Source organism: Novosphingobium sp. 18050 (assembly GCF_902706195.1).
Lineage (GTDB): Bacteria > Pseudomonadota > Alphaproteobacteria > Sphingomonadales > Sphingomonadaceae > Novosphingobium.
Genome location: NZ_CACSJO010000037.1, coordinates 17569 through 31212, shown reverse-complemented (window position 1 = coordinate 31212; position 13644 = coordinate 17569). Strand labels below are relative to the sequence as shown.

General features: G+C 61.2%; 6 protein-coding genes and 1 pseudogene. 6 read left to right on the top strand and 1 reads right to left on the bottom strand.

What is annotated here, in order from left to right; genetic code table 11:
* Window positions 1-3325 precede the first annotated feature (3325 nt).
* The 5 genes and pseudogenes from GVL61_RS22260 to GVL61_RS25520 form a co-directional block, all read left to right on the top strand.
* A complete protein-coding gene (locus GVL61_RS22260; RefSeq protein WP_159983066.1) occupies window positions 3326-3607 on the top strand; it encodes a type II toxin-antitoxin system Phd/YefM family antitoxin in 282 nt (93 codons plus the stop codon).
* Window positions 3600-3941, top strand: coding sequence for a type II toxin-antitoxin system RelE/ParE family toxin (locus GVL61_RS22255; protein WP_159983064.1), 342 nt, complete (start codon window positions 3600-3602; stop codon window positions 3939-3941). The genes GVL61_RS22260 and GVL61_RS22255 overlap by 8 nt, the downstream gene beginning before the upstream one ends.
* 438 nt (window positions 3942-4379) lie before the next feature.
* Window positions 4380-5699, top strand: coding sequence for a tyrosine-type recombinase/integrase (locus GVL61_RS22250; RefSeq protein WP_368667146.1), 1320 nt, complete (start codon window positions 4380-4382; stop codon window positions 5697-5699).
* Window positions 5700-6166: 467 nt separating this feature from the next.
* Window positions 6167-8791, top strand: a complete 2625-nt coding sequence (locus GVL61_RS22245) for a PAS domain-containing protein (RefSeq protein WP_235037848.1) — start codon at window positions 6167-6169, stop codon at window positions 8789-8791.
* Between the two features lie 59 nt (window positions 8792-8850).
* A pseudogene (locus GVL61_RS25520) lies at window positions 8851-9012 on the top strand (S-4TM family putative pore-forming effector); the annotation flags it as partial.
* 242 nt (window positions 9013-9254) lie between these two features.
* Here GVL61_RS25520 and GVL61_RS22235 read toward each other — a convergent pair.
* The gene (locus tag GVL61_RS22235; protein ID WP_159983062.1) at window positions 9255-10238 is read right to left on the bottom strand and encodes a YafY family protein; all 984 of its coding nucleotides are present in this window, start codon (window positions 10236-10238) and stop codon (window positions 9255-9257) included.
* Window positions 10239-10341: 103 nt separating this feature from the next.
* On the opposite strand from GVL61_RS22235, the gene GVL61_RS22230 reads away from it, so the two are divergent.
* Complete coding sequence (locus tag GVL61_RS22230; protein ID WP_159983060.1) at window positions 10342-13641, top strand: TM0106 family RecB-like putative nuclease; 3300 nt, start codon at window positions 10342-10344, stop codon at window positions 13639-13641.
* Window positions 13642-13644: the final 3 nt, after the last annotated feature.

Here is a 13644-nt window from a genome sequence, read left to right as displayed (position 1 = left end):
CCCCTGCCCCCTCCCCAGCCACCAGGGCAGCTGCGCCGTTGCCGCGCGATAGCGGCACGGGCGCCCGCGCAGATGGTCTGCAGGGGCGAGCGATGACGCGTGGGTAAGCCGGTCCGAAGTTCATCACTTCGCACCGTGTGAAGATGTTTGAATAATCGCCTCTCTGGACACGCCGACACCCAACGCCCCTTGGCGGGGGTGCGCGCAATGGTCTCCGGTACGCGCCCCACCGTTCCCAATTATGGCTCAGGCGCCTAGTTTGGCGCTGTAGCCCAGACACGTTCGCCCGGATCTTCGGTCTGTTGAAGTGCGGTTGTGTGGTCTCGCGGATCCAGGGTGCCGTGCGGTGCTGACTCCAGGGGCGCAGGGCAGGGCCGTAGTTCGGCGCCATTCTCGCCTGCAGGCTGCCTAAACCGGTCCCAGCGTCGCCTATGGCTTCTGGTTCGCCAAGCTTTCCTAACCGGTCGTTTTGCCAAGCAACTAAGGTGCGTTGTGCGCCTTACGGTCTTTTCGAGCCGAGTCGTGCCTGGCGTTCCCGATGTGCCGCGCCGAATCTTCACATGCTGCCATCCAGCAGCGCCCGAGCGGTTCACATCGCGTACCCGAAGTACCGGGCCACTTACCGAGAAGGAGCGAAGCGGATAGACGCGCGACACATCTGCCTCACTCCGCAGTGACCGCTCAACGACGGGACCCTGCCGAAGAAGCCCCACGGAAAAAGCAAGCGAAGCGGCCGACCCTGGGTGGGAAGGGGGAAGGGCTCGTCTCGAAATGAAATGGACGCGTTCCCGAAATACCGTTCGCACAAGTCAGCCAGCCTCCACCGCGGAACTTCACCGGTCCTTGCGTCCGCTGCTCCTCCCATCTGCTTCGACCTTGCAAGACATGGGTATAACCTACGATACGTGCGGCATTCCGGACGGGTAAAACGCGTTTTACCGCGCCGTCAGGCGCCAATTCCCGCGAGCCACGCCACGGGAGCAGCGTTGACGCAGCTCCATTGGTCACGCGGAAAGGAGGGGAGGGGAGGGGGTGATCTACCGTTGCGCCATTGTGTTCCCGAAGTACCGTGCTCGCCCGCCGCAGCGCCGCGCCCCTGCCACGCCGGGACCCACGCCGCGCCCTTACAGGCCGACAGCAGGCGGCGGAAGCAGACAACCATCGCGGACGGGGATGCGTAAATCGGCGGTTCCGCGCCACCGCTAGCCATCACGGCGCGTAAACTCACGGCGCACCGCCCCCCGGGCACCGCCTCATCGTGGGAGAATGGCGAGGAAGCGCCGGGCCCCAGAGATCGGAAGGCTGCGTTCCTGAAATACCGTCATCACGCTGCCCCCGCGCTTTCACAGTCAGGGATGGATCCGCCAGCCGTGCTACCGAGGCCAGCGGCATACCGAAGCCGTGCCATTGAAATAGGGTGCAAAACGCCTGATCCGTGGCCAGATCCGGCCGAGTAAAACGCGTTTTACCCGGCCAAGGACGGCCAATCTCGATGGGCTTATCCACGGGATATCAGGAACGCCCGCACGGTACTCCAGGAACGCATCCACGGGACTTCCGGAACGTCGACCGGGTACTTCGGGAACGCGCCGACGGGTTTTCAGGAACACCTATGAAACTGCGACTCACGGGTGCTCCGCGAGTCGCAACGGCAGCGGGTACCGGGTAACTTGTTATCCTTGTCCTAAAAGAGATAACTGGCGCCTCCGGCGCTCTCTTTCCTTTTGCAAAGAGTTCAAAGGGAACCACCCGTTAAGCGCAAAAGCTGAATTGCACTGAGAAAACCATTGACCCGGCGGCTGCGAGACGGCCTTACGCTTACTCCGCGATCCTGCCACCTTGCCCACATATATATACGACGCCAATGTTGTCGCCCGCCCGGCCCGCCATCGCTTGCGACCCATCTTAGCGAGCCAGAATTACCCGCCGGTTGTAGCGCGGCGGGTTACGCGCCATTCTGTGCTGCGCCTACGCCGACACATCAGAGCCGGTAGCGTCTCGCATTTACAGCATCGGTTAGACTGGCCACCCGGGCGTTAAAGGGGCTAGAGGTGTCCGTCGCGGTCGGTATGTGCCCTTCCAATAGCGGGTTGGCCCGCAAGCCCGCGCATGTGACCGCGTCACTCCTCAAAAGCGAAAAGGTGAGCAGCACCTCCAAAGCTGCATCGGTGATCGCGCCGAAGTCGAAATTGCATGGGAGGGCGGACGGATTTAACCCCGTTGCGAACGCCCACCTCGAATTGAATAGCCAGTGCGCCCGGACCGTACCGTACAAACGCGAGATCGCGACGCGACGTAATCGTTGTCCGGCCTCACCCCTCACACGATCCCGCGCGGACCTTAGCGTCGGCGTAAGATGGCTAATCGGATCACGCGTCACCATGCGACATCAACGGGCCCAGCGGAGCCCACCGGCTCTAGGTTCCGACAGCGAGCCTCTCGACCTTGATCAAATGCTCGAGGCGCTAGCGGAACAAGCATAGAACTTGCTAAAAAAGCGCCTGAGGCGGCTGCTGAGGCTGTCTAGGCGGTTTATGATCCTTGGGCCCAACGTCGTCGATTTAAGCGCTCCAGCAGCTTCCTAGGCGACGGGATTTGGTCAGCAGTCTCTCCGCAATGCGGCTTATTGCCGTCAGCTACCTTCACGCCGGCGGAGCGCAGGGATTCCAGGTTTGCCTCTCGATGAAATCTGCTCCCGTAGTCGTTTCCCATCCTGAGGCAGACGACGCCGGATCCGGTGGCCCAACGTCCCCTTTGGAAAACCGACCCACGCGCGACCGAGGATTTGCTCCCTGCGGCTCAGAACACGACGAGCTAGTGCTGCTGCTACAGTAGCTGGACACGAGCGGAGGAGCTTCGGACGTGGCGGAGATGGCGATGCGAACGCCCGCCACAATTTGCACCCGGACAGCCGGCGCTGAGGAATAGTCCATTTTTGACTGGCTTTCGTGGGCGGTAGAGCGTTCAAGCTGACCTGGCAGCTTATCAAGCTTTGCCCTAGCCTGCGGACCGCACTACAGGTTCTCGCGCGTCGAGAACCACGGCGCCTTCATGAAAGCGATCGCGTAGCGTCGATGGGTAAGCTCTCACACGACGTACATTCGGACCGAGGGGTGGCAGACGGCTCTCATGGCGTAGGCGACCGCGACGCTCTCATAGCGACCAAAGGCCCGCGCCGCGGTAGTGGTGGTTCAGCTTCCAAGAACTTGGAGCTCCCCAGCGAGGGCGCGCGCGCGGAACGCAAAAACCGTGCCCGTTACCCCTTGCTCGCAAGACCTATTGAGACTAAATAAGGACTGAATTTAGTCTCTTAGGAAAATGTTTAATGCGACTGTCGACCCAGGTCCGACCGATCAGTTACCTGAAGGCGAACGCTGCCGAGGTGCTCTTAGACCTTGCTGACAGCCGGCAGCCGATGGTTATTACGCAGAATGGCGAGGCGAAGGCGGTACTGCAGGATGTTGCGTCCTTCGAGCAAGGCCAAGAAACTTTGGCGATTCTCAAGCTGCTCGCGCTGGGGCAGGGGGATATTGAGGCGGGTCGAACGCGGTCAGTACGAGCTGTCGTAGAGCGACTGCGGGCAAAGGCAGCGTGCCCGGATGACTGATCAGCGGTTTGTTGTTGAACTGACGCAGGGAGCCGAAGATGATCTCGAAGAAATTCACGGATACCTGACGGCGGGCCGCGGCTTGGACGATGCCGACGCGCTGCTCGATGAATTGCTGCGATCCGTCGATACGCTGGAGCAATTTCCCGATCGGGGCGCAATTCCAAACGAACTGCAAGATCTTGGAATGCGAGAATTTCGCCAGATTCTTCTGCGGCATTACCGGCTGATCTACCGGGTTGTTGAGCGGCGCGTCATCATTCTGATCATCGCCGACGGGCGGCGCGATATGCAGACTTTGCTCGAGCGGAGGCTGCTCGGCCGGCCGCACTAAATCTCATCTCATGAGGGACAATGGCCCGTGTGCGGCCCCTTAAAGCAAGGGCGCGGCGGGTGTAGGTGCTGAATTCGGCTTGGCTGTCGCTGAGGCGCGCCGGGATAGCTGCACCAGCAAATCCTCGTTTGCAATGGCGATAGTTGGAGGCGCCGCTGACCAATGCTGTCGCTCGGACCGTGACCAGTCGAAAACGAGGGCATATTGCCGCAGCAGGGAGAGGATCCATTCTCCCTCTCTCTGAACTTGGCGCTGAGTTTCGATCCGACGACAGCGGAGGCAAATATGGAGAATGTGCGGGCATAAATAACCAAACAAAATTAGCCACTTACTTGCATATGTAAAGTCAGCGGTCGATAACTATACATGTACTGATACTGTGGTGGTATCGACATACGATAAGTGGAGTTATTGCATAACCATATTATCGGCGTTAGGATGGTGGCCAGAACGCCGAAACGGCGAATTTCCGCGTATTTTGAAAAGCTTGGAAGAAAACAGGTGCCTAAACCGCCGGACTCGTTTTTCCCTGTAGTGCCGGACGACCGCCGTCTTGGCCTTGAAGCTCCGCCGACACCTCGGAAGACAAGCCGTGACCGCCAGGCACTGCTGCCGCTGGTAACCACCTTGCGCACGGCAGAGCGGGTGGTGATCGACGCGCCCCTCCTCGAGGCCTTCCAGGCCGCGGCCTCGCGCCATACCCTATTGGCGCTGCGCTCGGACCTGATTGCGTTCGATCTGTGGTGCCGCCAGCACCGCCGGATGACGCTGCCGGCGAGCGCGCAGGATGTGGCCGATTATCTCAAGTTCCGCGCAGGGCAGGGGGCCAAGCCGGCCTCACTCGCGCGCTACAAAGCTTCAATTGCCCGGCTGCACCAACTGCTTGGCCTTGTCGATGCAACCACCGCGCCGCTGGTCAAGCTGACCCTGGCAGCGATCCGCCGCGACAAAGGCGTGGCGCAGCGCCAGGCGGCGCCGCTGCGCTTCAAGGGGCCAGTTTCCGATGTCGAGCGCGATCCGGCGCGGGGGCTCAATCTGCGCGCGCTGCTGGAGAGCTGCGGCGCGGATCCCATGGGCCTGCGCGACCGTGCGCTGCTCAGTCTTGCATACGACACGGGTCTGCGCGCCAGCGAACTCGTCGCGGTTACGTTGGAGCACATCATGCCGGCAACCGATCCCGACGCCCGGCTCTTAAAAATTGCGCGGAGCAAGGGCGATAGCGAAGGGGAGGGGGCTACTGCGTTCCTTAGCCCGAGGACCGTGCGCGCGGTGGAAGCGTGGGCGGAAGCGGCCGGCATCGTTACCGGCCCGTTATTCCGGCGCGTGATCGTGCGGCACTACCAGGCGCGGGCCCGCGTGCCCGGGCGTGACTTGTTGACGATATCGGGGCGGGAGATTTGGGACCTGCGCAAGACGTTGCCCAAGCCCGCAGTGCCGGCGCGCACCGAATACAGCTTCGGCGATACCGCTCTGCATCCGGGCTCTATCGGGCCGATCTGGCGGGCGATCATCCGGCGGGCTTTCGACCAGGGAGCTTTGCCGGATCTCACGAAGGATGACCTGGAGCATTGGCTGAAGCGGGTCAGCGGCCATTCGACGCGGGTTGGGCTCAACCAGGACCTGTTCGCGAGCGGTGAGGACCTGGCCGGAATCATGGACGCCTTGCGTTGGAAAAGCCCGCGTATGCCGCTCGCCTACAATCGCAACCTGGCCGCAGAGCATGGGGCGGCGGGAAGGCTCATGAAGAAGCTAGGGTAATGCCTGCCGCTGAAGTGAGATGTACTTGTGCGATTTCTCGAAGACGAGGATGGGGCCGGTCATCGCGTTCTCCAATCAGTTTCGGAAATGCCCGGTCCGGTCACACGTTCCATAGTTCACTTGAGCTGATCAGCAGTTGGGCGGTTGACCATAGGCGGCGCCGAACCGGCCGCCAGGCATTCGCCACGATGTGCGCAATCCTAGGTAGGCGACGGTGCGTAGCGCTGTCCCGCTGCATTTTGTTGCCTCTGAAGTCGGCCAAGATCATGAGTTGTCGCGTCGCGATTTTTGGCGTCATCGGGAGATTGTAGACGTTCATGGTCAAGGAGGGGCAGCTGAGCAATTCAGCAGTGGCCCTTAGGATATGGGCCCCATCGCCAGTCGCCGGTCAAATGTGAACTGGCGCTTCGGATGGCTTGCCCGGGAACTTTGCCATCATCATTCCGGTTGAGCGACCGATGAGCACAATGGAAGGGGCGCGCTGTTTAATGCCGGGATCTGAGAGGGGTGAGCAGGGGACCGCCGATGCACGGCGGATCGAAGCGGAAGTTCTCGGTCTGGATAGCGGCACTGACCCGTTCGTTGCCGCCGTGCGCGCCACCCGCATGCCGATGATCATCACAAATCCTCGGCTGCATGACAATCCAGTGGTGTTCGCCAACGATGCATTCAGCAAGCTCACAGGCTATGATCGCAGTGAGGTACTGGGACGCAACTGCCGCTTCTTGCAAGGTCCAGGCACCGACCGCGATGACGTGCAAGCGATCCACGAGGCCGTCACGGCAGTTCGCTCCATCGAGATCGACATCTGCAATCACCGCAAGTCCGGGGAGCCATTCTGGAATCGCCTACTGCTGGCGCCTGTTTTCGACGAGGCCGGTAGGCTCGCCTACTTCTTTGCGAGTCAGCTAGATGTCACGCACGAGCGCGAGCGTCTCGCCAGCCTGGAAAGCTCGAATGCGGCGCTGATAGCAGAGGTGACGAGCCGCCAGCAGCGCCAGGACGAGCACGAACGTGAGCTCGATTTCGCGCTCCGCGCCGGCCGCTTTGGCACCTGGAGCATCGATTTCGAAACCGGCGAGCTTACGTCGTCGGCTGCCTGCCGGGCGCTCTTCGGGATTTCCGCCGACCAGGATTTCTCTTTCGACGATCGCATCGCGTCAATCCACCCCGACGATCGCGCAGCTAACGTCGCAGCTATAGAGCGGACGCGTACGGAAGGCGTCGGGTATGACGAGACCTATCGCATCAGGTTGCCAGATGGCGGGACGCGCTGGCTTTCCTCGCGAGGCCAACCTTTCCTGAACATCGAAGGCAAGCCGCTCCGGCTCGCCGGTGTGTCCTCGGATGTCACGGACCAGCATCGCTCTGATCTGATGCGCACAGCGCTGGTGCAACTCGGCGACGTTTTTCGCGATATTGAGGATCCGGCCGATATCTCGTATGCTGCGGCCAAGATCCTCGGCGAAACTCTCGAGGTCAGCCGAGTAGGCTATGGTCTAATTGATCCTGTCCTCGAGACTATCACGATTGAACGGGACTGGAACGCGCATGGCATTCAGTCGTTGGCTGGCACGCTACAGTTCCGCGATTACGGATCGTACATCGAAGATCTGAAGCGAGGCGTGGACGTCATCATCGCCGATGCGCGACTGGATGCTCGAACCGTTGATGGTGCCGACGCCCTCAAGGCGATCAGCGCAGAAGCGGTCGTCAACATGCCGCTCACCGAGCATGGCGGCCTGGTTGCTCTTCTCTATCTCAATAATGCGACCGCCAGAGATTGGCCCGATGATGAGCTTGCTTTCGTACGGGAAGTCGCAGAGCGGACCCGGACCGCGACTGAACGCCGCCGTGCGGAGATGGAACTAGCCGGGCTCGCTGCGTCGCTCGAGGAGCAGGTCGAAGATCGAACCAGGGCTTTGCTCGCCGCCGAGGAGGCATTGAGGCAATCACAGAAGATGGAGGCGGTTGGGCAGCTCACCGGCGGCTTGGCACACGACTTCAACAATCTGCTGACAGGCATCACGGGCAGTCTGGAAATGATCCAGACGCGTCTCGCGCAAGGACGCTCGGCAGACGTGGATCGTTATGTTCAGGCTGCACATGGGGCGGCGCGGCGCGCCGCCGCGCTCACCCACAGGCTGCTGGCCTTTTCAAGGCGACAGACGCTGGCACCCAAGCCCACCAGCGTAAAGGACCTCGTCAACGGGATGGCCGATTTGATCGAACGCACGGTCGGCCCATCAGTGCAGGTCGAAGTGGTGAACGCGGCGGGTCTCTGGCCAGTCCTGGTCGATCCGAGCCAGCTTGAAAACGCCCTGCTGAATCTTTGCATCAATGCGCGCGACGCGATGCCCGATGGCGGCAAGATCATGATCGAGACCGGCAACCGCTGGATGGACAGCCGCGCTGCCGCGGAACGCGACATGGACCCCGGTCAATACGTCTCGCTTTGCGTTTCCGACACGGGGTCGGGGATGGCCACGGAAACCATAGCGAAGGCTTTTGATCCATTCTTCACGACAAAGCCGATCGGCATGGGCACGGGGCTTGGGCTTTCGATGATATATGGGTTTACTCGCCAGTCTGGCGGGCAGGCCCGCATCTATTCCGAGCTTGGGCAAGGGACGATGGTATGTCTGTACCTTCCCCGACACCTTGGTGAAGCGCAAAACGAAATCGCAGCAGTAGATACCGCACCGGTGACGGGTCAGGAAGCGCGGCACGGGGAGACCGTCCTCGTGATCGACGATGAACCGACGGTCCGCATGTTGGTTGTCGATATTCTGGAAAGCCTGGGTTACGGAGTCCTGGAAGCTGCGGATGGTCCGGCAGGGATGAAGATTCTGGACTCAGGCGCCCGCGTTGACCTGCTCATTACCGATGTCGGGCTGCCTGGCGGCATGAACGGCAGGCAGGTGGCGGACGCCGCGCGTTTGAAACGTCCCGGGCTTAAAATCCTGTTCATCACGGGCTACGCCGAAAACGCGGTGCTCAGTCACGGCCACCTTGATCCTGGGATGCATGTCCTCACGAAGCCATTCTCGATGGACGCCATGGGTCAACGGATCACTGATCTGCTGACGTAGTAGCCCGGCCCCCGGGGTGGCTCGCCAAAGGTTGCGACGAGGGGGAATGCGAAAGACGGTCGCGCGAATTTCAGAACAGCATATTCCAGCGCAGAACCAGCAATCCGCTACTCCTGCCTTTCGTCTATCATTGGCTTCGATCTGGAATGGAGATCGATATGAATCTTGGTGCCTCTGAGTTTCTGCGCCAAGCTGGGATAGTCGAAGACGATCAACCCTGACTGCAATCCAGCTTTTGTGTCACGGGCGGGCGGTCGATCGCGCTTATCTCGTGCCCGGCGAGACGAGTGGTGTCTCATGCGGCTGTGGAACTTTGCTCGTGCGCCAAGCGCCTTTACGCTGTGCACGCCGTTAAGCAATCATGCGTAGCTAACGGCGACCAGCTTTATCGCTGAGCTCAATTGAAAGCCGTCGCTGGGATGGCACGCAATCGTGCAGATCGCGTTCGGCGCTATCCGGTCGATTAGGGCAAGGCCGGGAAATCCGAGCGCGCATGTCCTTCCACAAGCGACCTCAGTCCCGCCGGTTCCAGCACCTCGACCTTGTCGCCCCACTGATAGAGGTGCCAGGCCATTTCCAGCCAGCCCGCTGCCTTGAACCGGACAATTAGACTGCCATCGTCGCGATATTCGGCCGATTGGTTGGGATGGAACTGGAACTTGGCTGCGCTCGCGGCCGCTTCAGGAAGAAAGCGCCAGACGATCTCGCCATATTGGGCGGGGTCCTGATAGGCGCCGAAGGCCTGTGCCGCATGATCGTTCAAGGAAAAGCTGGACTGGATCGCGAAGCTCTCATCAAGGCATTCAGCGCTGTGGATACGGTCCAGGCGAAAATGGCGCAGATTTTCGCCCCTGTCTGCCTGGCGGGCAACAAGATAACTGCGCAGACCCAACAACAGCCCGTGCGGCTCGACAATCCGGGCTTCGGCGGCGGTGTCACCATAGATTATTCGCATCCGAAAGGGCCCGCGTAGCGCCTCAATCAGAACGTCAGTCATTTCCGGCTTCATCGCGACCTTGGGACCTGGCCGTGCCACTTGGCCCAAAGCTGACAGGACCGCTTCCGCATCTGCTTCGGACCGCAGGGCGTCGCGAGGCGACAGGCGCGTGATCAGGCTGTCTCTTATGTCCTCAAGTGCACGTGCGTGGCGAAGTCTGTTCTCTTCATGCGCCGCCCGGGCGGCGATTTCCAGAGCCTCGATGGTGGTTTCCTGACGCGGTTGAAGCCGCTCGGGAATCGAGCTTTCGATACGCCAGCGTCGGCGACGATCATCATCGTCGATGACAACGACATTCGCGAAATTGTCTTCCAGCGCGCTTGTCATACGCTGCGCCGTACGATGCGAAATGCCAAATTCCTGAGAGATTTCTTCAAGGCTGATCCCCAAACGCCGTGATGCGGCGAGCTGGGCGAGGCGCAGGAGATCATTGGCCTTGGCGAAAGTCATTGCATATCCATGTCAGAGATTGACACCCTTGCATGCTAAGGAACAGGGTGGCGCCTGTCGAGGTGATTCCCTCTCGGGGGCGCAGGGCAATCAAGGGGGCCAAGTGAGGACGATCGGCAACTCCATTCTGTTTTCGGCAACCGACTTGATGCGGTTCGTCGGCTGTGCCCATGCGACGGTGCTTGATCTGGCCTATATGCGCGGCGAGCCGCTCATCCCCCGTCAAGATAGCGAAGACGCCGCGCTGCTTCAGCGGCAGGGCGATGCCCATGAGGCTGCTCACTTGGAGACTCTGAAGGATGCAGGCCACGGAGTCGTCGAGATTGCGCGCGGCGATCTTGTCCAGAATGCGGACGAGACGCGAGCGGCTCTGGCGCAAGGCTCGCAGATCATCTTCCAGGGCGCTTTTCTGGCTGCGCGGTGGGGTGGCTGGTCCGATTTTCTCGAACGGGTGGAGCGTCCGTCATTGCTGGGGCCGTTCAGCTATGAAGTGACGGATACCAAGCTCAAGCGCAAAGCCCATCCCAAGCATGTGCTGCAGCTCGTGCTCTATTCTGACCTTTTGGCGGAGATCCAGGGCGTGATGCCAGAGCACGCGCATGTGCAATTGGGCAATGGCACGCGCGCTACGCTGCGTCTGGCAGATTATGCCTATTATGCGCGCGGTGCCCGCACGAAGCTCGAGGCTTTTGTTGCTTCCCCCCAACCAACGCGGCCGATCCCATGCGCTGATTGTTCGCTTTGCCGATGGGGCGATCATTGTGACGCCGTCCTCTCGGGCCGGGACAGCTTGTTCCAGGTCGCCAATATTACCCGCGGCCAAGTGAAGAAGCTCGAAGCGTCCGGCATCGAAACGATGGCCGCGCTTGCTCGGCATGCGGGCCCGGTGCGCGGCATTGCGAGCGCGACGGCGGAGAAACTTATCGGCCAGGCAAGATTGCAGCACGCGCGCAAAACCGGCGATCCTGCCTTCGAGTTGCGCCCGGCGCAGCCAGGCAAAGGCTTTGACCTGCTCCCTCGACCGCAGGCGGGCGATCTCTTCTACGATATCGAGGGCGACCCCCATTATGAGGGCGGCCTTGAATATCTGCACGGCGTTTGGACCGATGATAGTTTTCATGCTTTCTGGGCCCATGACCATGCCGCCGAAGCGCAGGCGCTCGAGCGGCTTCTGGCCTTTTTCCGCGATCGCCTCACGGCGTATCCGGATGCCCGCATCTATCATTACGCGCCCTATGAGATCACGGCGCTGCGTCGCCTCACGACGCAATATGGCATCGGCGAGGCCTTTCTCGACCGGCTCATGCGCGAACGGCGCTTTGTCGATCTTTTTGGCGTGGTGCGCGGCGCGCTCATCGCCTCGGAGCCGAACTATTCCATCAAGTCGATGGAAGCCTTTTATGGCTTGAAGCGCGAAGGCGAGGTCAAGACGGCGGGCGGTTCGGTCGTGGCGTATGAAAATTGGCGAGAGACCGGCGATCAGAAAATCCTCGACGAGATCGAGGACTATAATCGGATTGACTGCCAGTCGACCCAGCTTCTGCGGGACTGGCTGGTCGGCATCCGTCCCGATGGCCCCTGGCCCGTGCTGGCACAGGATGCGGCTGAGCAGGAGGCGATCGAGGATGAGGAAACGGCAGCGCTGCGCGGGCGCCTGGCTGCATCCACCTTGACCACCGAGCGCCAGGAATTGCTGTTCAACCTCGGGCTGTTCCATAAGCGTGAAGCCAAGCCCGCCCAGTGGACCGTGTTCGACAGCGCCGCGCGCGATGAGGAAGAGCTTATCGACGATCTCGACGCTTTGGGGGGGCTTGAGGCGATATCCGGGATCGAGCCGATCAAGCGCTCGGTGATGCGCACCTATCGCTTTCCGCTTCAGGAAACCAAATTGCGCGAAGGCGGCAAGGCCACTGTTCCCGGGACCGATGGGCCGCCGGCGACCGTTGCGATTGAGGGGCTTGATCGCGACGCATACACGATCACCCTGAAGGTCGGCGTGGCAAGGGCCGAGCTCCTTACCGATCGGCTAACCCTGCATCCAGATTGGCCGCTCGATACCAAGGTGTTGGCCGCTGCGGTGCGCGACGTCATTGACGACCAGTGCGGCGCACGGCGCTTGTCTGCTGTCGATGATCTGCTGTCGGGCGCGGCCCCGCGCCTGAACGGCATCAACGGAGACATTCTTAGCGGCCAGGAGCCGGTGACGGGCGCCATTGCCGCGGCGCAAGCCATGAACCAGACTGTGCTCCCGATCCAGGGGCCGCCGGGAACGGGCAAGACACATGTCACGGCCCGGGTGATTCTGGCGCTGGTGAAAGCGGGACATCGCGTCGCCGTCGCCTCGAACAGCCATGAGGCGATCCGCAATGTCTTGCTCGGTTGCCTGCGCGCTCGCGAGGAAGAAGGCGGCATGCTCTCTGTGTCGTTCGCCCATAAGGTTTCTGGCGGTAGCGATGGCTATGCCAGCGATTGTCCTGTTCACCGCGCCACGGCCAATGATGACCTCATGCTCGCGCGCGCCAATGTGGTCGGCGGCACGGCTTTCTTCTTTGCGCGCGATGAGAACGTGCAACGCTTCGATTGGCTTTTTGTCGATGAGGCGGGGCAAGTGGGCCTGGCCAATATGGTCGCCATGGGGCGTGCCGCGCGCAATATCGTGCTGGTCGGCGACCCGCGCCAGCTGCCGCAGGTCATCCAAGGTGCACATCCTGCGCCGGCGAACCTGTCATGCTTGGAGTGGATGCTCGGCGAGCATCCCACCGTCCCGCCCGATCGGGGCATCTTCCTGGCTGAGACCCGGCGAATGCACCCGGCGGTTTGCGAATTCATTTCAAACCAGGTCTATGAAGGGCGGCTTGCAAGCCATGGCGATACCCAGCGCCAGAGCGTAACCGGAACGGCCTGGCCGTCGGCCGGTGCATACTGGGTTTCGGTTGCCCATGACGGCAATGCCCAGATCGCCGCTGAGGAAGTCGCCGCGATAGGCGCGGCAGTCGATGATCTCCTGAAAGGAAGCTGGACCGACAAGACCGGCATGACGCGTGCCATTGAACCCAGCGATATCATCGTGGTCGCGCCTTATAACGCGCAGGTCAACGCACTTCGGGTCGCGCTGCCCGGCAGTATCCGTGTCGGTACGGTCGATAAGTTCCAGGGCCAGGAAGCCTCGATTTGCTTGGTCTCCATGACCGCTTCCTCAGCCGACGAAACGGCCCGCGGCATGGAGTTTCTCTTCTCGCTCAATCGCATCAATGTCGCGGTCTCACGCGCCAAAGCGCTCGCGCTCGTTTTTGGCAGCGGCCGCTTGCGCGAGGCCAACTGCAGCAGCATCGAGCAGATGCGGCTCGTCAACACGCTGTGTGCCCTTCCGCCTTTTCCTGTGACCTCCAATACGGGACCTTGATCC

Excerpts from the sequence above, each read along its gene's own strand:
- GVL61_RS22250 (WP_368667146.1), top strand. The coding sequence starts at position 4,380 with ATGGTGGCCAGAACGCCGAAACGGCGAATTTCCGCGTATTTTGAAAAG.
- GVL61_RS22245 (WP_235037848.1), top strand. The coding sequence starts at position 6,167 with ATGGAAGGGGCGCGCTGTTTAATGCCGGGATCTGAGAGGGGTGAGCAG.
- GVL61_RS22235 (WP_159983062.1), bottom strand. The coding sequence starts at position 10,238 with ATGACTTTCGCCAAGGCCAATGATCTCCTGCGCCTCGCCCAGCTCGCC.
- GVL61_RS22260 (WP_159983066.1), top strand. The coding sequence starts at position 3,326 with ATGCGACTGTCGACCCAGGTCCGACCGATCAGTTACCTGAAGGCGAAC.
- GVL61_RS22255 (WP_159983064.1), top strand. The coding sequence starts at position 3,600 with ATGACTGATCAGCGGTTTGTTGTTGAACTGACGCAGGGAGCCGAAGAT.